17 protein-coding genes are annotated in these 17,724 nt (G+C 68.5%); 10 read left to right on the forward strand and 7 right to left on the reverse strand.

Translation table 11 applies throughout. The features are described 5' to 3' along the window. Nucleotides 1–10: 10 nt before the first annotated feature. From ACE3Q6_RS10990 to ACE3Q6_RS11005, 4 genes are read right to left on the reverse strand one after another with little or no spacing between them, the layout of a single operon-like run. Complete coding sequence (locus ACE3Q6_RS10990; protein ID WP_374432280.1) at nucleotides 11–751, reverse strand: creatininase family protein; 741 nt, start codon at nucleotides 749–751, stop codon at nucleotides 11–13. Next, the gene (locus tag ACE3Q6_RS10995; protein WP_374432281.1) at nucleotides 748–2,223 is read right to left on the reverse strand and encodes an FGGY-family carbohydrate kinase; all 1,476 of its coding nucleotides are present in this window, start codon (nucleotides 2,221–2,223) and stop codon (nucleotides 748–750) included. Before ACE3Q6_RS10995 ends, ACE3Q6_RS10990 begins: the two co-directional genes overlap by 4 nt. Beyond that, nucleotides 2,220–3,308 carry a M42 family metallopeptidase gene (locus ACE3Q6_RS11000; RefSeq protein WP_374432282.1) on the reverse strand — a complete coding sequence of 363 codons (1,089 nt, stop codon included), beginning with the start codon at nucleotides 3,306–3,308 and terminating at the stop codon, nucleotides 2,220–2,222. The genes ACE3Q6_RS10995 and ACE3Q6_RS11000 overlap by 4 nt, the downstream gene beginning before the upstream one ends. Then, entirely contained in the window at nucleotides 3,305–4,117 is an 813-nt protein-coding gene (locus tag ACE3Q6_RS11005) for a BtpA/SgcQ family protein (RefSeq protein WP_374432283.1), read from the reverse strand. Before ACE3Q6_RS11005 ends, ACE3Q6_RS11000 begins: the two co-directional genes overlap by 4 nt. A gap of 92 nt (nucleotides 4,118–4,209) precedes the next feature. Between ACE3Q6_RS11005 and ACE3Q6_RS11010 the strand changes: the two genes are divergently transcribed. Continuing rightward, entirely contained in the window at nucleotides 4,210–5,232 is a 1,023-nt protein-coding gene (locus tag ACE3Q6_RS11010; protein ID WP_374432284.1) for an aldo/keto reductase, read from the forward strand. Nucleotides 5,233–5,281: 49 nt separating this feature from the next. Here the strand turns inward: ACE3Q6_RS11010 and ACE3Q6_RS11015 are convergent, their stop codons facing one another. Together ACE3Q6_RS11015 and ACE3Q6_RS11020 are read right to left on the reverse strand one after the other, a co-directional pair. After that, nucleotides 5,282–6,244 carry a sugar phosphate isomerase/epimerase family protein gene (locus tag ACE3Q6_RS11015; RefSeq protein WP_374432285.1) on the reverse strand — a complete coding sequence of 321 codons (963 nt, stop codon included), beginning with the start codon at nucleotides 6,242–6,244 and terminating at the stop codon, nucleotides 5,282–5,284. Continuing rightward, the gene (locus tag ACE3Q6_RS11020; RefSeq protein ID WP_374432286.1) at nucleotides 6,241–6,972 is read right to left on the reverse strand and encodes a GntR family transcriptional regulator; all 732 of its coding nucleotides are present in this window, start codon (nucleotides 6,970–6,972) and stop codon (nucleotides 6,241–6,243) included. The genes ACE3Q6_RS11015 and ACE3Q6_RS11020 overlap by 4 nt, the downstream gene beginning before the upstream one ends. A 65-nt stretch (nucleotides 6,973–7,037) precedes the next feature. Here ACE3Q6_RS11020 and ACE3Q6_RS11025 point away from each other — a divergent pair, with 65 nt between their 5' ends. After that, the gene (locus ACE3Q6_RS11025; protein WP_374432287.1) at nucleotides 7,038–8,549 is read left to right on the forward strand and encodes a UxaA family hydrolase; all 1,512 of its coding nucleotides are present in this window, start codon (nucleotides 7,038–7,040) and stop codon (nucleotides 8,547–8,549) included. A gap of 142 nt (nucleotides 8,550–8,691) precedes the next feature. Here ACE3Q6_RS11025 and ACE3Q6_RS11030 read toward each other — a convergent pair whose 3' ends face one another. Then, nucleotides 8,692–9,534 (reverse strand): amidohydrolase, encoded by an 843-nt coding sequence (locus ACE3Q6_RS11030; protein ID WP_374432288.1) that lies wholly within the window; start codon nucleotides 9,532–9,534, stop codon nucleotides 8,692–8,694. A gap of 114 nt (nucleotides 9,535–9,648) precedes the next feature. Between ACE3Q6_RS11030 and ACE3Q6_RS11035 the strand changes: the two genes are divergently transcribed. From ACE3Q6_RS11035 to ACE3Q6_RS11070, 8 genes are all read left to right on the forward strand, one after another. After that, entirely contained in the window at nucleotides 9,649–10,506 is an 858-nt protein-coding gene (locus tag ACE3Q6_RS11035) for a PfkB family carbohydrate kinase (protein ID WP_374432289.1), read from the forward strand. Nucleotides 10,507–10,588: 82 nt separating this feature from the next. Next, nucleotides 10,589–11,356, forward strand: a complete 768-nt coding sequence (locus tag ACE3Q6_RS11040) for an oxidoreductase (RefSeq protein ID WP_374432290.1) — start codon at nucleotides 10,589–10,591, stop codon at nucleotides 11,354–11,356. After that, complete coding sequence (locus ACE3Q6_RS11045; protein WP_374432291.1) at nucleotides 11,353–12,258, forward strand: MurR/RpiR family transcriptional regulator; 906 nt, start codon at nucleotides 11,353–11,355, stop codon at nucleotides 12,256–12,258. Before ACE3Q6_RS11040 ends, ACE3Q6_RS11045 begins: the two co-directional genes overlap by 4 nt. Beyond that, a complete protein-coding gene (locus tag ACE3Q6_RS11050; RefSeq protein ID WP_374432292.1) occupies nucleotides 12,255–12,980 on the forward strand; it encodes an SDR family NAD(P)-dependent oxidoreductase in 726 nt (241 codons plus the stop codon). Before ACE3Q6_RS11045 ends, ACE3Q6_RS11050 begins: the two co-directional genes overlap by 4 nt. Then, the gene (locus ACE3Q6_RS11055) at nucleotides 12,973–14,121 is read left to right on the forward strand and encodes a Gfo/Idh/MocA family protein (RefSeq protein ID WP_374432293.1); all 1,149 of its coding nucleotides are present in this window, start codon (nucleotides 12,973–12,975) and stop codon (nucleotides 14,119–14,121) included. Before ACE3Q6_RS11050 ends, ACE3Q6_RS11055 begins: the two co-directional genes overlap by 8 nt. 3 nt (nucleotides 14,122–14,124) lie before the next feature. After that, a complete protein-coding gene (locus ACE3Q6_RS11060) occupies nucleotides 14,125–15,039 on the forward strand; it encodes a sugar phosphate isomerase/epimerase family protein (RefSeq protein ID WP_374432294.1) in 915 nt (304 codons plus the stop codon). A gap of 30 nt (nucleotides 15,040–15,069) precedes the next feature. Next, nucleotides 15,070–16,086 carry an ABC transporter substrate-binding protein gene (locus ACE3Q6_RS11065; RefSeq protein ID WP_374432295.1) on the forward strand — a complete coding sequence of 339 codons (1,017 nt, stop codon included), beginning with the start codon at nucleotides 15,070–15,072 and terminating at the stop codon, nucleotides 16,084–16,086. 113 nt (nucleotides 16,087–16,199) lie between these two features. After that, nucleotides 16,200–17,687, forward strand: coding sequence for a sugar ABC transporter ATP-binding protein (locus tag ACE3Q6_RS11070; RefSeq protein WP_374432296.1), 1,488 nt, complete (start codon nucleotides 16,200–16,202; stop codon nucleotides 17,685–17,687). Nucleotides 17,688–17,724 lie beyond the last annotated feature (37 nt).

Raw genomic sequence — 17,724 nt, forward strand, 5'->3', positions numbered from 1 at the left:
ATCCGCCCACCTACCCGGCAAGGCCCAGCACCTGTCGCAGGTGCGCCAGGGCAATTTGAACGCCGCGCTCTCCCAGTTCCGCCGAGGCTTCCGTCGCATCTTCGGTGTACCAGTGGTCCCCGTCTCCGGCGCGGTAGATGTCAACCGTCTCGGGCGCGAGGGCCTGCATGAGCGCGGTCTCGCCTTGTCCCGCATGGTCGAAGGGGAAGGCCGCGCCCTTGGGGAAGAGGGGATGGATCCGAATCCAGTTGAACGGGTCCGCGCCCTCGGCCTGCCGGGCGTAGTAGTCCTGCATCCCACGGTCGCCCCACCAGCCGGGGCCGCGCGTGGCCTCAAGAAACCGCATGATCGCGTTGCGGCCCGCCAGGCGGAAGGCGAGGTCCGTCGGCATCCCCTGGTCGAAGCCCTCGGTCTGGTGGTGAATGACGCCCCGGATGTTGCGGAAGCCTGCCTTGAGGAGGGCAGTGAAAAGGCCCTCGGCCATCGGCAGGATGGCGTTTGCGTCGATGTGGAGCGTCCCGGTCCCCTCGGGTCCGGCGACGGCATGCGAGGCCGCGCCATAGGCGAAGGGCGGGAGAGTGATGATCTGGTCGCCCAGCCGGTCCAGCACCTCGGTCACCGCGAGGAGGTCGACCCCGGCGGGGAGGTGTTGGCCGTGGTACTCCATCACGCCAATGGGCAGGACGACGGGGGTATTCGCCGCGATCGCCGCTTGCAGCTGGTGCGGGCGGAGGCGGGAGAACTCGGTCACGGCAGGGCCTGCATGAGGTCCCTGGTCTGGGTGTAGAGCCGCTTCCACAGCGGGTATTGCGCGGCGTAGGCGGGGACCTGTTCGGGTTGGACGGTCGTTGCCTCGGGGTTCCAGGCCTGGATGTCCTGCGGCCGGGCCGCCCCTATGGCGCAGGCGGCCAGGAAGGCGTCACCGTAGCTTGCCCCGATGGTCTTTTCGCAGACATGTTGCGGGACTTGGCCGAAATCCGAGGTGGCCTGGAGCCAAAGCTGGTTCTTGGTGCCTCCGCCCACCGCCAGCACTCGGGCGGGGGATGCGCCGACTTCGGCGTAGGTCTCCAGCACATGCGCGGTGCCTGCGGCGATGCCTTCGCAGACCGCGCGGAACATATCGGCGCGGGTGTGGGTCAGGTTCAGGCCGAAGAAGCTGCCGCGGGCGTGGGGGTCGTGGATCGGGGTGCGCTCACCCGAGAAATAGGGGAGGCAGAGGAGGCCCTTGGCCCCTTTGGGGCTGTCCATCGCCTCGGTGACAAGGGCCGCGAAATCGGTGTCGCGGGCCAGCTGGTCGCGGAACCAGTGGGTGAGGGTGCCGGAGGTGGCCAGCCCCGCCATCGAGGCGTGAGTGCCGGGAAAGAGCCAGGGCGCATACCACAGGCGCGGGTCGTGGACGGGTTGGCCGGTGACCTGGATGATGAAGATGGTCGAGCCATACATCAGCATCATCTCGCCCGGGTGCTGGACGCCGACGCTGACGGCTTCCGCCGCCGCGTCGATGGTGCCGCAGGTGACGGGGGTGCCTTGGGTCAGGCCGGTCTCGGCTGCGGCAGCGGCGGTGATGTGGCCCGCTATCTCGGTGGACCACATGAGGCGAGGGAGTTTTTCGAGGGGGATGATCTCGGGGGCGAGGTCCGTCGTCCAGTCCTGGGTGGTGACGTCGTATAGGGGCGAGAAGTTCGCGGCGGTGTAGTGGTCGATCACGTATTCCCCGGTCAGCTTCCAGGTCAGGTAGCTGGTGGAGGTGAGGACCTTTGCCGTCCGGGCGTAGATGTCGGGCTGGGTTTCCTTGAGCCAGAGGATCTTTGGCCCCACGGATTGCGAGGTGAGCGCATTGCCGCAGCGCTGGTGGATCGTGGCCTCGCCGATCCGGGCGTTGAGGGCGGCGATCTGGTCGGTCGCACGGGTGTCGACGCCGTAGAGGACGCCGTTCATCAGGGGTTTGCCTTGCGCGTCCACGGGCAGCATGCAGGGGCCGATGGCGCTGGTGGCGACGGCCTTGATCTGGCTGGGTTTCAGGCCGGATTGCTGCAGGAGCGTCTTGGTGATGTGGACGAAATCGCCCCACCAGTCCTCCTCCGCCCGGTGTTCGGCCCATCCGGCGCGGGGGACGATCATCTTGTGCGGTTTGCTGGCTTGCGCCGTGATGCGGCCCTGGGTGTCGACGAGGACGCCTTTGGATTCGAAGGTGCCGATGTCGATACCAAGAGTGTGGGTCATCTTGTGAGTTTGATGTCTGCGGTGATGGCCGAAAGGGCCGTATCGAGGAGGGTGACGAGGCCTTGGAGGTCTTCGGGGTCCACCACTTCGAGGGCGGAGTGCGAGTAGCGCATCGGGAAGCCGACATCGAGGCAGGCGACGCCTTCGGGGCCCATGAACTGGATGTAGGAGAGGTCGGTGAGGGCTCCGGTATGGGCGGAGCGTTGGAGGGGGAGGTTGGCGGTGGTGGCGGCGTCCTCGAACAGGCGGACGAGGGCGGGGTGCGGGATGACGCCGTTCAACGTGCCGCGGCCGTGGAAGGAGTAGAGGCTGATGCCCGGGCCGCCGCCGAGGGTCACGTCGCCTCGGGTGGTCATGTCGGGGGTGTCGCAGGCGAGAAGGAGGTCGATCTGCAGCGCGATGGCCGGTTGCAGGGCGGTGGCGGCGGGCAGGACGCCGCGGAGGTTGTATTCCTCTTGCACCGACCAGACGAGGTGGAGGGTGGGGCCGGGTTTGCCCTTCCGGGCTTCGGCGAGTTTCAGGAGGGCGGCGCAGCCCGCGCGGTCGTCGACCGAGGTGCCGGCGATGCGGCCGTTGGCGAGGGTAAGGGCGCGGGGGAGGTAGGTGACGGGGGTGCCGATGCGGACGCCGGCGGCTTCCGCCTCCGCCTTGGAGGTGAAGCCTGCGTCGACGTAGAGGTCGGCGTAGGGGAGGACCTTGTATTTCTCCTCCGGGCTGGTGGCGTGGTGGCTCTTGTTGGCGATGAGGGCGGGGAGGTCTCCCCTTTCGGTGCAGAGGAGGACGGCTTGCGCGGGCAAGGCGCGTTCGGGGACGCCGCCGAGGCGTTCGAGGCGGATGAGGCCGGTGTGCTCGATCTTGCGGACGACGAAGCCGAGCTGGTCCATGTGGGTGAAGACCAGTACGGGCGGCAGCGCGGGGTCGCCGGGGATCGTGCAGGTCAGGTTGCCGAGGCGGTCGGAGTGGTGTGGGAGGCCGAGGCTGTCGAGATGCGCGGCGATGGCGGCGGCGACGCGGGTTTCATAGCCCGCGAGGCCGGGGATCAGCATCAGTTCGACGGTCAGGTCCGCGACGGAGGGGAGCGTCATATGCCCCCCCGGGCGGCACGGGCGCGGGCCATGAAATCGGCGGCGCGGTCGGGGTCGACGGCGGCCCAGGTGTCCCCGCCCACTTTGAGGGCCGAGCCGACAATGCAGCCGTCGGCCACGGCCAGGACATCGGCCACGGTGGCGTGCTTGACGCCTGTGTTGGCGAGGACCGGGGTGGTGGGCAGGACGCGCTTGACGCCTTCGAGGTCCTCCATCCGCGCGGCCTCACCCGTGATCGCGCCCGAGACGAGGACCGCGTCCGGGATCGAGGAGAAGACGGCGGACCGCGCGCGGTCGGGCAGGGGGCGGCGGTCGAGGCTGTCGGCGAATTCGGCCGAGACGTTGTAGAGGCGGGCGACGCCTCCGGCGCCGAGGCGTTGGGCGTAGCGAACGGCGGCACCGGCGTCGGGGGCCCAGACGCCCATGTCGGAGGCGTAGGTGCCGGTGAAGATCTCGCGGACGAAGGCGGCGCCGGTGGCGGCGGCGACGGCGAAGCTGGACATCGGGTCCCACAGCACGTTGACGCCGAAGGGCACGGTGATCTCGTCCCGCAGGCGGCCGATGATGTAGGCCATCGTGGCGGAGGAGGCGGTGTCCACCCTCAGCTCATAGGGGCGGTCGTTCTCGTTGCCGAACATCACGGCGTCGAAGCCTGCGGCCTGCAAGGCGCGCAGGTCGGCCCGCGCTCCGGCCAGGATGCCCTCCACCCCACGTTCTGCGTCGTAGAGCGGTGCGCCGGGCGAGGCCCCGAGATGGACCATGGCGATGACGGGCTTGCGGTCGCCGAAAACGGCCTTGAAACGTGACATGTGATCCCCCCTTGCGCGGTCACGCTAGCGCGAAAGCCGTTGGACGGGAAGCCGGATCATACTAGCATGTCAGCAGGTGGGGAGGGCAGTAGATGCTGGCGACACGACACTGGGACCGGCTGGGGAACGGCGGGCTGACCTTCACGGAACTGGGCTTCGGGGCGGCCCCGCTGGGCAATCTTTTCAAAGCGATCAGCGATGACGAGGCCCATGCGGTGCTAAAGGCAGCCTGGGACGGGGGCGTCCGGTACTTCGACACCGCGCCGCTTTACGGGTTGGGGCTGTCGGAGACCCGGCTCAACCGGCTTCTGCGCGACAAGCCTCGGGACTCCTATGTGCTGTCATCGAAGGTTGGCCGCCTGCTGAAGGCCGTGCCGCCGGGGCAGGGCGACGGGGCGGGGAAGTGGGTCGACGTGCCCTCGCGGAAGGAGATCTACGACTACAGCTATGACGGCACGATGCGGAGCCTGGAATTCTCCCTGGAACGCCTTGGCGTGGACCGGATCGACATCCTCTATGCCCATGACCTGGACATCTTCAACCACGGCAGTCAGGCCGCGCTGCAGGAGCGGCTCGACGCCTTCATGGCGGGCGGCTACCGGGCGCTGGTGGCACTGCGAGACCAGGGGGTGATCCGGGCTTTCGGCGGCGGGATCAACGAATGGCAGCCCTGCCAGTGGCTTCTGGAGCGTGGGGATTTCGACATCTTCCTGCTGGCGGGGCGATACACCCTGCTGGAGCAGGAGGCGCAGGAGAGCTTTCTGCCGATGTGCGTTGAACGTGGCGTCGGAATCGTGGTGGGCGGCCCCTATAACTCGGGCGTGCTGGCGACGGGTCCGAGGCCCGGGGTGCACTGGAACTATGCCCCAGCTCCGGACTGGGTGCTGACCAAGGCCGCGCGGTTGCAGGAGGTCTGCGAGGGCCATGGGGTGCGGCTGGTCGATGCGGCCTTCCAGTTCCCGCTGCGTCATCCGGCAGTGGTCTCGGTCATTCCCGGAGGGCAGGGTCTGTCGGAGATGGCGTCCAACCTGCAGGCCGCAAAGGCGGCGATCCCGCAGGCTCTGTGGCAGGCGTTGCGGGCCGAAGGGCTGATCCGGGCTGACGCGCCGATCTGACGCCGACTACGCTTTGGGCGCGTCGTTGGGAGTGCAAAAGGCGAGCGGCTCAGCCGCCGTAGAGCGCGGCGAGCACGATCCGCGTGGCGGCGGCGGCGTCCTGGTTCGCCTGCGCCTCGACCAGGTCGGCATTTCCCGCCAAGTCGCGCGCAAGGGCGCGGAGGCGGTCGGTGACGGCGATGTTCGCCCGCGCCTCGCCCACGGGGTCGGTGCCGCCGTGGTCGGGGAAGGTGTCGAAGTAGATCACCCCGTCATAGCCCTGCCGGTCAAGCTCCAGGAACAGCTCCACCGTCTGCACGGGGTGGACAGAACCCGCGATCAGCCCGTCGTCGCGCTTGCCATAGCCGTCGTTCAGGTGGACGCCGAGGATCCGGCTTTTCCGGCCAGCCAGCATCGCGGCGCGGGCCGGCATCTCGCCGGCAAAGAGCATGTGGCAGAAGTCGAGCGTGACGCCGGTGTTGGGCCGCCCGACCTCGGCCAGGGCCAGAAGCGTCGTCGCCATGTCCGGCATCACCACATGGGCGCGGGGCTCGTTGGGCTTGTATTCGATGGCGATGTCCACGGCGGGGTTGTGGTCGGCGACCTCGGCGATGGCGGCAAGGCTGTCGTCCCACATCCGGGCGTAATCGGCCTGGAAGCTGTAATCGAACCCGTCCTGACCCATCCACAGCGTCATCAGCCGCCCGCCCATCGCCGACAGGGCGTCGATCCCGCGTTTCGTGAGGTCGATGGCGGTGCGGCGAACACGGGCGTCGGGGTGGCTGAAGGCCCCGAGGCGGAAGCCCGGATCGGTGTAGTAGCGCATCGCCAGGCCGTTCAGCGCCATCCCGTTTTCGGCAAGGATGCGCGACAGGTCACCCGGGGAATGGTGGTCGAAATGGTCGGGAAAGTTCAGGTCGGCCGCATCGAGCCCGCCAACCCGTCCGGCGGCGTCTATCATCTGCGCCACGGTATCGCCCTTCTGCTTGAACGCGTTCAGGCGGGTGGCGTAGCGGGGTTTGTTCGGGATCATGGGGTGGCGAAAAGCTCTGGGTGGGCGCGTTCCAGCGGCGCGAGATAGGTGAGAAGCTGGCGCAGATGGTGCTGGACGGCAAGCCGCGCGGCCTGCGGGTCGCGGGCTTCGAAGGCGGCCAGGATCGCGTGATGTTCGTCAAGGGTCGCCTGCAACCGCCCCTCGACCGGCAGGATCAGCTGGCGCGCACGGTGGACGGACAGCCAGGCGGTCTGCGCGACCTGCGGCAGGCGGGGGAAGCCGGTGAAGGAGAGCATCATCTCGTGCATCTGGCCGTCGAGCGCCATGAACCCCTGCCGGTCGCCGTCGGCCACCAGGGCCTCTTGCATCCGGACATTGCGGCGCAGGTCCTTCAGCTGGTCGTCGCTGATCTGCCCGGCGACCAGTTCAGCCGCGGCGACCTCGATCGCCTCGCGGATGAAGGCGCCCTCGCGGATGTCGGTCATCGACAGGCGCGTGACGAAGGTGCCTGCCTGGGGGACGACGTCGACCAGGCCGTCGGCGGCAAGCCGCGCCACGGCGTCCGCGACGGGGCTGCGCGAGACGCCGAGGCGGTCGCAGATCTCGGGCTTGCGGATGATGTCGCCGGGCCGGAAGGCCAGCGTCAGGATCGCCTCTTTCAGGCTGAGGTAGACCCGCTGGCCAAGCGAGCCCTGCAGCTTGTCCAGGGGCGTCAGGCGGGACGCTCCATTCAGGTCTTGTGGTCCGGTGGGAGGCGCTTGTAGCATGCTAACATGTTAGACACAGGCAGCCCCCTGTCAACTTAAAGCCGGGCGTGCTGCGGGGGGACGCGATGGCCGATGCTACTATCCGATTGCACGCGACAGACAACCTGGTCATCGCGCTGACCGACCTGGCCAAGGGGGCCCAGGTGCCCGGCGTTTCGGTCCCCCTTCCGGGGCCGGTGCCGCGCGGGCACAAGCTGGCGACGCGGGCGATCGCGAAGGGCGAGATCGTCCTGCGCTATGGCCAGTCCATCGGCCAGGCAACCGAGGACATCGCGGAAGGGGCGCATATCCACAGCCACAACCTTGGCATGGGCCCGCACAGCACGGATTATGCGATGGGCACGCAGGCGCAGGCCCTTCCGCCTTTGCCGGTGCGCGAGTTCATGGGCTATCACCGGGCTGACGGGCAGGTGGGCACGCGGAACTACATCGGCATCCTGACCTCGGTGAACTGCTCGGGCTCGGTGGCGCGCTTCATCGCCGAGGCGGCAGAGAAGGACCCGGTCCTGTCCGCGATGCCGAACATCGACGGCTTCGTGCCCATCGTCCACAACACCGGCTGCGGGATGTCGGGGGTGAACGAGGGCTACGACACGCTGATGCGCACGCTGAAGGGCTATGCGCGGAACGCGAATTTCGGGGGCATCCTGCTGGTGGGTCTGGGCTGCGAGGTCATGCAAGTCCCGGACCTTGTGGGGCAGGGGCGGCTTCGTCCGGACGGCAACTTCCGCTACATGACGATCCAGGGCACCGGGGGCACGCGGGCGACGATCGAGAAGGGACTGCAGGTCCTGCGCGAGATGGCAGAGGTCGCGTCGAAGGTCGCTCGGCAGCCCGCGCCGGTGTCGAAGCTGATCATCGGGCTGCAATGCGGGGGGTCGGACGGATACTCCGGCATCACGGCGAACCCGGCGCTGGGCCATGCGAGCGACCTTCTGGTGCGGATGGGCGGGACGACGATCCTGTCCGAGACGCCCGAGATCTATGGCGCCGAGCACCTGCTGACCCGCCGGGCGGTCAGTCCGGAGGTGGGCGAGAAGCTGATCGACCGGATCAAGTGGTGGGAGAACTACACCGCGATCAACGGCGGTGAGATGGACAACAACCCCTCGCCCGGGAACAAGCGGGGCGGGCTGACGACGATCCTGGAAAAGTCGCTGGGCGCCGTGGCCAAGGGCGGCACCGCGCCGCTGGCGGGCGTCTACAAGTTCGCCGAACCGATCACCTCGCCCGGTTTCGTCTACATGGACAGCCCCGGCTATGATCCCTGCAGCGTCACCGGCCAGATCGCCTCGGGCGCGACGATGATCGTCTTCACCACGGGCCGCGGATCGGTTTCGGGCTACAAGCCCTCGCCTTGCATCAAGCTGGCCACCAACAACGAGATGTATGCCCGGATGGCCGAGGACATGGACATCAACTGCGGCGACATCATCGACGGCGTCAGCATCGAGGCCAAGGGCGCGGAGATCCTGGAGAAGATCATCGCCGTCGCTTCAGGTCAGCGGACGCTGTCCGAGGAGCTGGGCTTCGGCGGGGCCGAGTTCGTGCCCTGGCAGATCGGCGCGGTGATGTAGCCCGCTTTGGGGGCAAGGGCGGGCGGTGCCCCGCCTTGGCGATGGCCGGGGGGCATGAGCCCCGGCAATTGGCCCCTGACAGCGCGACTTTTGCGCTCTGGCACTGCCAATGGTGCCAGAGCGTTGCATTCGCAGGCCGATTTCAGAGCCGGTAGAAGCTTCGCGCCGTGTCGCGGTAGATCTGCCGCTGCTCGGCTTCGGACAGGTCGCGGATCAGGTCGTCCACCACCGCGACCCAGTCCGCGTAGGTGATGGCGAGCGTGGCGACCGGCCAGTCGCCGCCGAACATGATGCGGGACGGCCCGAAGGCCTCGAGCGCCACGTCCATGTAGGGGCGAAGCGACTTTGGCGTCCAGCCGGGGCCGGCCTCCGTGGCCACGCCCGACAGCTTGCAGACGACGTTGTCGCGGCGGGCAAGCTCGCGCATCTGGTCGGCCCAGGGCTGCATCAGGCCCGCCGCGATTCCGGGCTTGGCGATGTGGTCGAGGACCATCGGCACGTTCGGGCAGGCGTCGGCCAGGCCGATGGTCGCCCCAAGGTGCGGGTGCTTGAGGCAGAGGTCGAACGACAGGCCATAGTCGGCCAGCGCCCGCACTCCGGCGACGAAGTCCGGCCGCAGGCAATAGGTCAGGTCCGGCTGGTCCTGGTAGATGCGCCGGATGCCCCGGACCTTCGGGGTCGCGGCCAGGCGGTCCAGCTCGGCCCGGACCGCATCGCCCCGTTCCAGGGGCGCGTTGCAGACCATGGCGGCGATGCGCGGCTCTTCCTCGGCCCAGGCAAGCACCTGCTGCGCCTCGGCGTAGGCCTGGTCGATGGCCGCGTCGCATTCGAGGAAGACCAGCGCCTCGATCTCTACCCCGGCGCTGGCGGCGCGGAAGTCCGCGGGCAGGAAGGGGCGGTCGAGCGGCGGAAAGAGCCAGGGATAGGTCAGGCGCTGCGGGTCCCACAGGTGCAGGTGGCTGTCGATGATCGGGAAGCGGGGCATGGCATTCTCGCGCAGTCTGGTCGCGCGATGCTACACCCCGGCGGGCATTTGGGAAGAGCTTGCGCTTTGGCCGCGCCTGCCTAACCTTCAGGACCGAAGAATGGAGCGACCCGCGTGATCCCCACCGTCCTTGTCGCAGGCAGCCTGCACCATGACATCATGGTCGAGGCCGACCACCTGCCGCGCCGCGACGAAACGGCCATCGGCCGGCGCTGGTATCCGAAGTTCGGCGGCAAGGGCGGCAACCAGGCCGCCGCGGTGGCGCGTGCGGGGGCGACCAGCCGGATGCTGGGCGCGGTCGGGGACGACGGGTTCGGCACCTTCCTGAGGGACGGATTGCGCGCGGGTGGGGTCGACGACCGATATGTCGCGGTGCTGCCCGGGGTCGGATCGGGCATGAGCGTCGCCATACAGGATGCAAGCGGCGATTATGCGGCCACCATCGTCTCGGGCGCGAACCTTTGCATCGACCCCCTGGTGTTGGAGGACAGGGACCTTTGGCAGGAGGTGAGGCTCCTGGTCCTGCAGAACGAGGTGCCCGAGGCGCTGAACCTGGCTGCGGCAAGGGCCGCCCGTGCGCGCGGGGTGGCGGTCCTGCTGAATGCCGCCCCGGCGCGGGCATTGCCTGCGGCGCTGGTGCCGCTGATCGATGTCCTGGTCGTGAACGCGGTCGAAGCCGAGATGATGGGGGCGGGTCCCGTCACCGATCTTGTCAGCGCGGCGGGGGCAGCGCGGTTCCTGTCGGACCGGTTCCCCACCGTCATCGTCACTGCGGGAAGCCGGGGACTGGCCGCGGTCACCCCCGACCAGTCTTTCACACTTGCCGCCGAAGCGGTCACCGTCGTCTCCAGCCACGGCGCTGGGGATGCCTTCGTCGGTGCGCTGGCGGCGGAACTGGCCCGCGGGCAGGACTTCCGCGCGGCGGTCGGGGCGGCCTCGCAGGCGGCGGCCCGGCATGTCGCGGGCGGCTGAGCGGAATTTCCGCGTCCGGACCCACGCAGGGCCTTCCCAGACGGCGGCCATCGGCTAACCTGCGGCCCAGGGGAGGTCGCACATGGAACTGGGGCTTCAGCGGCAGGCGGTCATCGTCACCGGCGCGGCAAGCGGGATCGGCGCAGCCATCGCCCGGATGCTGGCGGCCGAGGGCGTGGGCGCGCTTTTGCTGACCGACCGTGACGGCCCGGGGCTGGACCGCATCACCGACGAACTTGCCGGGACGGCCCGCGCCACCGTCGTCGCCGACCTTGCCGATGCCGCAGCCCCCGCCGCCATTGCCGCCGCCGCCGCGGACCGCTTCGGCCGGATCGACGGGCTGGTCAACGCCGCGGGCCTGACGACGCGCGGCTCTTTCCTGACCGGGACGGCTTTGCTTTGGGACCAGCTTTTCGCCGTGAACGCCCGCGCGGGGTTTCTTCTCATGCAGGCGGCCATCCGGGACATGACGGCGCGCGGGGCAGGCGGTGCCATCGTCAACATCCTGTCGATGAACGCCCATTGCGGCATCCCGGACCTGGCCATCTACGCGGGCAGCAAGGGCGCGATGGTCACCCTGACGAAGAACGCCGCCCATGCGCATATGGCCGACCGGATCCGGGTCAACGGGATCAACCTCGGCTGGGTCGCCACCGAGACCGAGGACCGGCTGCAGTCGGCGCTTCTGGGTCCCGACTGGGAGGCGCAGGTGGCCGCGGCCGAGCCGCTGGGCCGCCTCGTCACCGCCGAGGAATGCGCCCGGCTGGCCACGTTCCTCTTGTCCGACGCCTCGGTCCCGATGAGCGGGGCGGTGATCGACTTCGAGCAACGCGTGGCGGGGGCGCGATGACCGAGGCGACCCCGCCCCGTGATTTCGAGGCGCTCCGGGCGGCGCTGGTCGCGCGGTCGGGGCGGCTGTCGAAGCGGCTGTCGCAGGTGGCGCAGTTCTTCCTGAACCACCCCGAGGAGGTGGCGGTATCCACACTCGTCCGCCTGGCGGAACTGGCGGATGTGCCCCCCGCGACGATCACCCGCTTTGCCAAGGAGCTGGGGTTCCAGGGCTTTGCCGACCTGCAGCAGGTCTTCCGGGAACGGCTTCTGGGCCCGCGCCTGCCCTATGCCGAGCGGGTCGCCGGGGCAGGGGACAGCGACCTCGACCAGCCGGGCGTGGTGTTTGGCAGCTTCGTGCAGGCGGCTGTCCAGTCTCTTCTGCGCATCGAAGAGGCTCTGGACCGCGACCAGCTGGCGGCTTGCGTCGAGGTGCTGGCGTCCTCGGAGGTGGTGCATGTCGCAGCGGCGCGGGGGGCGTTCGGCCTTGGGGCCTACACGGTCTATGGGCTGGGGTCGATCGGCCGGCGGGCGCAGCTCATCGACAACCTCGGCGCGATGCGGGCGATGCAGGTGGGGGCGATGGGGCCGGGGGATACGCTTCTGGCGATGACCTTCGACGACTACACGGCTGAGACGGTAGAGGTGGTCCGGATGGCGGCAGGGCGGGGCCACAGGGTGCTGGCGATCACCGACAATGCGCTGTCCCCCGTGGCCGGGCTGGCGACGCATGTGCTTTACGTGAACGAGGCGCGGCTTGGTCACTTCCGCAGCCAGATCCCGGCGATGGTGGTGGCGCAGGCGATGATCGTCGGGCTGGGTCGGCGACTGGGATCGGTTGGAAATCCCCATATTCAGGAAAATGAAAATTCCGTTGCATCGACTCGGAAGCTGGCCAAGGATGGCCGGGGGAGGACGTCATGATGCACAGCCGGTTCGACTTTGCGGGGGCCGAGGTCGTGGTCGTCGGGGCCAGCCGGGCCGGGATCGGGGCCGCGATCGCGCGGGCGTTCCAGGAGGCGGGGGCGCGGGTGGAGATCACCGGGGCTGAAGCAGAACCCGCGCCCGAGGACGCGGCGCGGTTCGGCTATACGCAGCTGGACGTGACGGACGGGGTGGCCGTGAAGGACTTCGCCGCGCAGCATGAAAAGGTCGATGTGCTGGTCAACTGCGCTGCCATCACCGCGCGGGGCGAGGAGATGGCTCCGGATTTCTTCTCGCACGTGGTCAACGTGAACCTGACCGGCACCTTCCGCATGGCCGAGGCGTTCCACGCGCAGCTGAAGACCGCGAAGGGGGCGCTTATCAACATCGCCTCGATGTATGCGATGTTCGGCAGCCCGAAGAACCCGGCCTATGGGGCGTCGAAGGCCGCCGTGGTGCAGCTGACCAAGTCGCTGGCGATTGCTTGGGCCGGGGACGGTATAAGGGTGAACGCGGTCGCGCCGGGCTTCATCGTCACCCAGCAATCCGCCCGCAGCCGGACGGACCCGGTGCATGTCGCGAATGTCTCGGCCCGGACGCCGATGGGCCGCTGGGGCGAGCCCGAGGATATCGCGGGGCCGGTGCTGTTCCTGGCCTCCAGCGCGGCGGCGTTCATGACCGGCACCTGCCTTGCCATTGACGGGGGATATTCCGTTGTCTGACCTTTCGACGATTGGCGCGGCCGTCATCGGCACCGGCTTCATCGGCGCGGTGCATCTGAGCACTTTGCGGCGGTTGGGCATTCCCATCGTTGGCGTTCTTGGGTCCAGCGCCGCACGGGGGGCGGAACGGGCGCGGGCGCTGGGCGTGGCGAAGGCCTACTCCTCGCTGGACGAGCTTCTGGCCGACCCCGCGGTGCAGGTGGTCCACGTCACCTCGCCCAACGTGGCGCATTATCCGCAGGTCAAGGCGATCCTGGCGGCGGGAAAGCATGTGATCTGCGAAAAGCCGCTGGCCATGACCTCGGCGCAGTCGGCGGAAATGGTCCAGATGGCCCGCGCGAGCGGAAAGGTCGCGGCGGTCTGCTACAACACGCGCTTCTACCCGCTGAACCAGCACGCCCACGGGATGATGAAAGCTGGGGACCTGGGCGACCTCCGCCTTATCACCGGGCATTTCCACCAGGACTGGCTGGCCAAGGAGACCGACTGGAACTGGCGGCTGGAGGCGTCCGAGGGCGGCCCGCTGCGGTCGGTCAGCGACATCGGCACGCATTGGGTGGACCTGACGAACTTCATCACCGGCCAGAAGCCGGTGGCCGTCATCGCGGAACTCGCGACCTTCATCAAGGAGCGCCAGAAACCCACCGGCCCGGTCGAGACCTTCACCGCCACGAAAGGCCCCACGGAAACCCGCAAGATCGAAACTGACGACGCGGCGACGATCCTCCTCCGCTATGGCAACGGCGGGCGGGGGATGATGTCGACCAGCCAGGTCAGCCACGGTCGCCGGGGCCTCCTCTCCTGGGACATCTCCGGCTCCAGGGCCTCGGCCGCCTGGTCGGCGGAGCACCCCGAGGACCTGTGGATCGGCCACCGCGAGGGGCCGAACCAGATCCTCCTGCGCGACCCGTCGCTGATGAACCCGACCGGAGCTGCCGCCGCCTTCATGCCCGGTGGCCACCCCGAAGGCTTTGCCGATACCTGGGCCGCCTTCTTCACCCAGGTCTACCGTGACGTCGCGCGCGGCGGCAGGGGGGCGGACTCCACCTGGGCCACCTTCGACGATGGCCATTACGAGATGCTGTTCTGTGACGCGGTCCTCGCCAGCGCCGCCAGCGGAACCTGGGTCAACGTGGGATAAGACATGCAGCTTGGCATCCTGACCGCACCATTCCCTGACACGCCGCTTGAGGCGGTCGCCGACTACGCCGCGAGCGCCGGGTTCGAAGCGCTGGAAATCGCCTGCTGGCCGCAAGCCGGGGGCGAGAAACGGCGCTATGCGGGCACAGCGCACCTGCCCATCGAGGACATGACCGCCACGCGCGGGTCCGAGATCATGGGGATGCTCAAGGCAAAGGGGCTGACCGTCTCGGGCCTCGGCTACTACCCCAACCCGCTCCATGCCGACGCGGGCCACCGCGAGGCCGTCATCGGCCACCTCAAGAAGGTCATCACGGCTGCCAGCCTGATGGGCGTGAAGGTCGTCAACACCTTCGTCGGCGGTGACCGCAGCCTGACCGTGGACCAGAACTGGACCCGCGCCACCGAGATCTTCGCCCCCATCGTCGCCCTTGCGAAAGCCAGCGGTGTCACACTGGCGTTCGAAAACTGCCCGATGATCTTCAGCCACGACGAATGGCCGGGCGGGCACAACATCGCCTATTCGCCCAAGGTCTGGCGGCGCATCTTCGACACCTGGGGCGATGCCGTGGGGATGAACTACGACCCCTCCCACCTCGTCTGGCAGATGATCGACGCCGCCCGCTTCGTGCGCGAATTCGGCCCCCGCATGGTGCATGTCCACGCCAAGGACCTGATGATCGACCGCGACGGGCTTTACGACCACGGGATCATGTCCCTTGGCATGGGCTGGCAGGTTCCGCGGATGCCGGGCCTCGGCGAGGTTGACTGGCCGGATTTCTTCGCCAACCTGTACCGGACGGGCTACGATGGCCCGATCATCATCGAACACGAGGACCGCACCTTCGAAGGCACCGACGACAAGGTGAAACGCGGCTTCGCCCTCGCCCGGGACGTGCTGCGTCCTTACGTGAAGTAACCAACAACCAACGATCTGGGAGGATCACCGATGAAGAAGCTGCTTCTGGGAACCGCGATGGCGATGGGCCTTGCGGGCATGGCCGGGGCCGAGGGCTACAAGATCGGCATCTCGAACACGGTGCAGGGCAACGGCTGGCGCGAGCAGATGGTCTGCGCGATGAAGGCCGAGGCGCTGGCTTCGGGCAAGGTCGAAAGCCTGAACATCGCGCACCGCAACACTGATGCGGCGGGCCAGCTGGAAGACATCCGCAACCTGATCCAGGCGGGCGTCAACGCCATCGTCGTCAACCCCTCGAACGCCGACGGCATCAACGCGGCGATCAAGGAGGCCACGGACGCAGGCATCGTCGTGGTGGCCGTCGACCAGGCGGTGACCGAGCCTTCGGCCTACATCCTGTCGAACAACCAGGAGGAATACGCCTATCTCGGCGCCAAGTGGCTCTTCGAGCAGATGGGCGGCAAGGGCGCCGTGGTCTACATGCGCGGCGCGGCCGGTGCGGGTGCCGACAACGACCGCGACAAGGGCTTCAAGCGGGCGATGGCCGAATTCCCCGAGATTACCATCGCGCAAGAGGTCTTCACCGGCTGGCAGCAGGATCAGGGCAAGCAGCAGATCAACGACATCATCGCGGCGGGCGTGCCCTTCCAGGGCATCTGGACCTCTGGCATCGACAACGTGATCGTTGACGCGCTGGTCGAGTCCGGCGCGCCGATGGTCCCGGTCGTGGGCGCCGACAACGCGGGCTTTGTAGGCCAGCTCTCCTCCGTCGAGGGCCTCCAGGGTGCCGCTGTGACCAACCCCGGCTCGGTCGGTGGCGCCGGTGTGGCGCTGGCGATCCAGATCCTGGATGGGAAAGCCCCGGCCGAGAAGACCGTGCTCGTGAACCCCGAGCTTTGGGACAACGTCTCGGACGAAGGCAAGGCCAAGCTCGCCGCCGCGGCGAACCCGAACCTGTCGCCCGAGTGGCCGGTAAGCGTGTCGATCCCCGGCTGGACCACCTACACGATGGACCAGATCATCGCCTGCAAGGGCCCGGGCGAATAAGTCCTGGACCGACGGCCTGATCCAGGCACTTCCCTCCCCCTCGTGGGGAGGGAGAGGGTGGGGGGCCACGCTGGTCCCCCGCGCCACAGCAACCGAAAGAGACTGAACTCCGCATGACCGACGCCTCCGACGCCGTTCTCGACGCCACGGGAGTCGCCAAGCGCTTCGGCGCGGTCCAGGCCCTGAAGAACGCCTCGTTGCAGGTGAGGGCCGGACAGGTCGTGGCCCTGATGGGCGCGAACGGCGCGGGGAAATCCACCTTCGTCAAGATCCTGACCGGAGTGCTGAAGCCCGACTCCGGCCACGTGAAGATCAAGGGCCGCGACAGCACCGTCGCCAACCCTGCCGGGGCGCGCCGCTGGGGGCTGGTGCCGGTCTACCAGGAGCCGTCGCTGATCCCCGACCTTTCCGTCCTCGACAACCTCCGCCTCGGCGACACGCCGGTCGATCCCTTCCGACACTGGGTCAGCGAACTCGGCCTCCCCGACCTCGACCCCGAGGCGGTGATCCGGTCGCTGCCGCTGGCCTCCCTCCGCATCGTCGACCTCGCCCGCGCGCTGGCCATCGAGCCGGACGTGCTGCTGCTGGACGAACTCACCGCCGCCCTGCCCACTGACCTCGTCGACCGCGTCCTCAGGACCGTCCGCGCCCAGGCCGACGCGGGCCGCTCCGTCATCTACGTCTCGCACCGCTTCAACGAGATCGCCGCGATCTGCGACCGCGCCACCGTCCTGCGCGACGGCCTCACCGTGGGCGACGTCGCCATCGAACCCGGCATCGAGGAGCGCATCGTCGAGATGATGCTCGGCAGCACCGTCGCCGCCGCCGTGACCGAGGACCGCCCGGCGAAACCCGTCCCCGCAACCGTGCCCCGCCTCCGCGTCAAGGGCCTGAAGACCGGCACCCGCCTTACCGACGTCTCCTTCGACCTCCACAAGGGCGAGGTCCTGGGCGTGGTCGCCCTCGAAGGCCAGGGCCAGGACGAACTCTTCGACGTCCTCGCCGGCAACCGCCGCGCCAGCGCCGGGACGGTGGAAGTCGACGGGAGCCCAAAGACCTTCCACCACCCCGCCGACGCCATCGCCGCGGGCCTCACCCTCGTCCCCGGCGACCGCGCCCATGCGCTTCTGATGTCCCGCTCCGTCCGCGAGAACATCGCCGTGCCGCTGCTGGCCCGCATCAGGAACTGGGGCGCGATCCGGATGGGCGAGGAAGCGACCAAGGTTGGCCAGGCCATCGAGACCCTGCAGATCGACACCCGCGCTCAAGGAGAGGTCCGCCGCTTATCGGGTGGCAACCAGCAGAAGGTCACCATCGCCCGCTGGATCGCCAAGGGCGTGCAGACGCTCCTCCTTTTCGACCCCACGCGCGGCATCGACATCCGCACCAAGCGGCAGATCTACGGCCTCGTCCGTGACCTTGCCGACCAGGGCGCGGCGGTCCTCTTCTACACCTCCGAACTTGCAGAAATCCGCCTCGCCTGCGACCGCGCCGTGGTGATCTTCAACGGCCGCGTGGTCGACGTGATCGACGCCAGGGACGCCGACGAACCCACCCTGATGCGCGCCGCCTATGGCCTGACCGAAAAGGCCCCGGCATGACGCACCTGCCTTCCAACCCTTTCACCTTGCTTCAAAT

It is taken from the genome of Tabrizicola sp. (assembly GCF_041913445.1).
Taxonomy (GTDB): domain Bacteria; phylum Pseudomonadota; class Alphaproteobacteria; order Rhodobacterales; family Rhodobacteraceae; genus Tabrizicola.

Bases quoted from the DNA above. Each gene is read 5' to 3' on its own strand.
- ACE3Q6_RS11045 (WP_374432291.1), top strand. From the start codon at position 11,353: ATGACCGAGGCGACCCCGCCCCGTGATTTCGAGGCGCTCCGGGCGGCG.
- ACE3Q6_RS11070 (WP_374432296.1), top strand. From the start codon at position 16,200: ATGACCGACGCCTCCGACGCCGTTCTCGACGCCACGGGAGTCGCCAAG.
- ACE3Q6_RS11030 (WP_374432288.1), bottom strand. From the start codon at position 9,534: ATGCCCCGCTTCCCGATCATCGACAGCCACCTGCACCTGTGGGACCCG.
- ACE3Q6_RS11060 (WP_374432294.1), top strand. From the start codon at position 14,125: ATGCAGCTTGGCATCCTGACCGCACCATTCCCTGACACGCCGCTTGAG.
- ACE3Q6_RS11025 (WP_374432287.1), top strand. From the start codon at position 7,038: ATGGCCGATGCTACTATCCGATTGCACGCGACAGACAACCTGGTCATC.
- ACE3Q6_RS11010 (WP_374432284.1), top strand. From the start codon at position 4,210: ATGCTGGCGACACGACACTGGGACCGGCTGGGGAACGGCGGGCTGACC.
- ACE3Q6_RS10995 (WP_374432281.1), bottom strand. From the start codon at position 2,223: ATGACCCACACTCTTGGTATCGACATCGGCACCTTCGAATCCAAAGGC.
- ACE3Q6_RS11015 (WP_374432285.1), bottom strand. From the start codon at position 6,244: ATGATCCCGAACAAACCCCGCTACGCCACCCGCCTGAACGCGTTCAAG.
- ACE3Q6_RS11040 (WP_374432290.1), top strand. From the start codon at position 10,589: ATGGAACTGGGGCTTCAGCGGCAGGCGGTCATCGTCACCGGCGCGGCA.
- ACE3Q6_RS11020 (WP_374432286.1), bottom strand. From the start codon at position 6,972: ATGCTACAAGCGCCTCCCACCGGACCACAAGACCTGAATGGAGCGTCC.
- ACE3Q6_RS11065 (WP_374432295.1), top strand. From the start codon at position 15,070: ATGAAGAAGCTGCTTCTGGGAACCGCGATGGCGATGGGCCTTGCGGGC.
- ACE3Q6_RS11005 (WP_374432283.1), bottom strand. From the start codon at position 4,117: ATGTCACGTTTCAAGGCCGTTTTCGGCGACCGCAAGCCCGTCATCGCC.
- ACE3Q6_RS11000 (WP_374432282.1), bottom strand. From the start codon at position 3,308: ATGACGCTCCCCTCCGTCGCGGACCTGACCGTCGAACTGATGCTGATC.
- ACE3Q6_RS11050 (WP_374432292.1), top strand. From the start codon at position 12,255: ATGATGCACAGCCGGTTCGACTTTGCGGGGGCCGAGGTCGTGGTCGTC.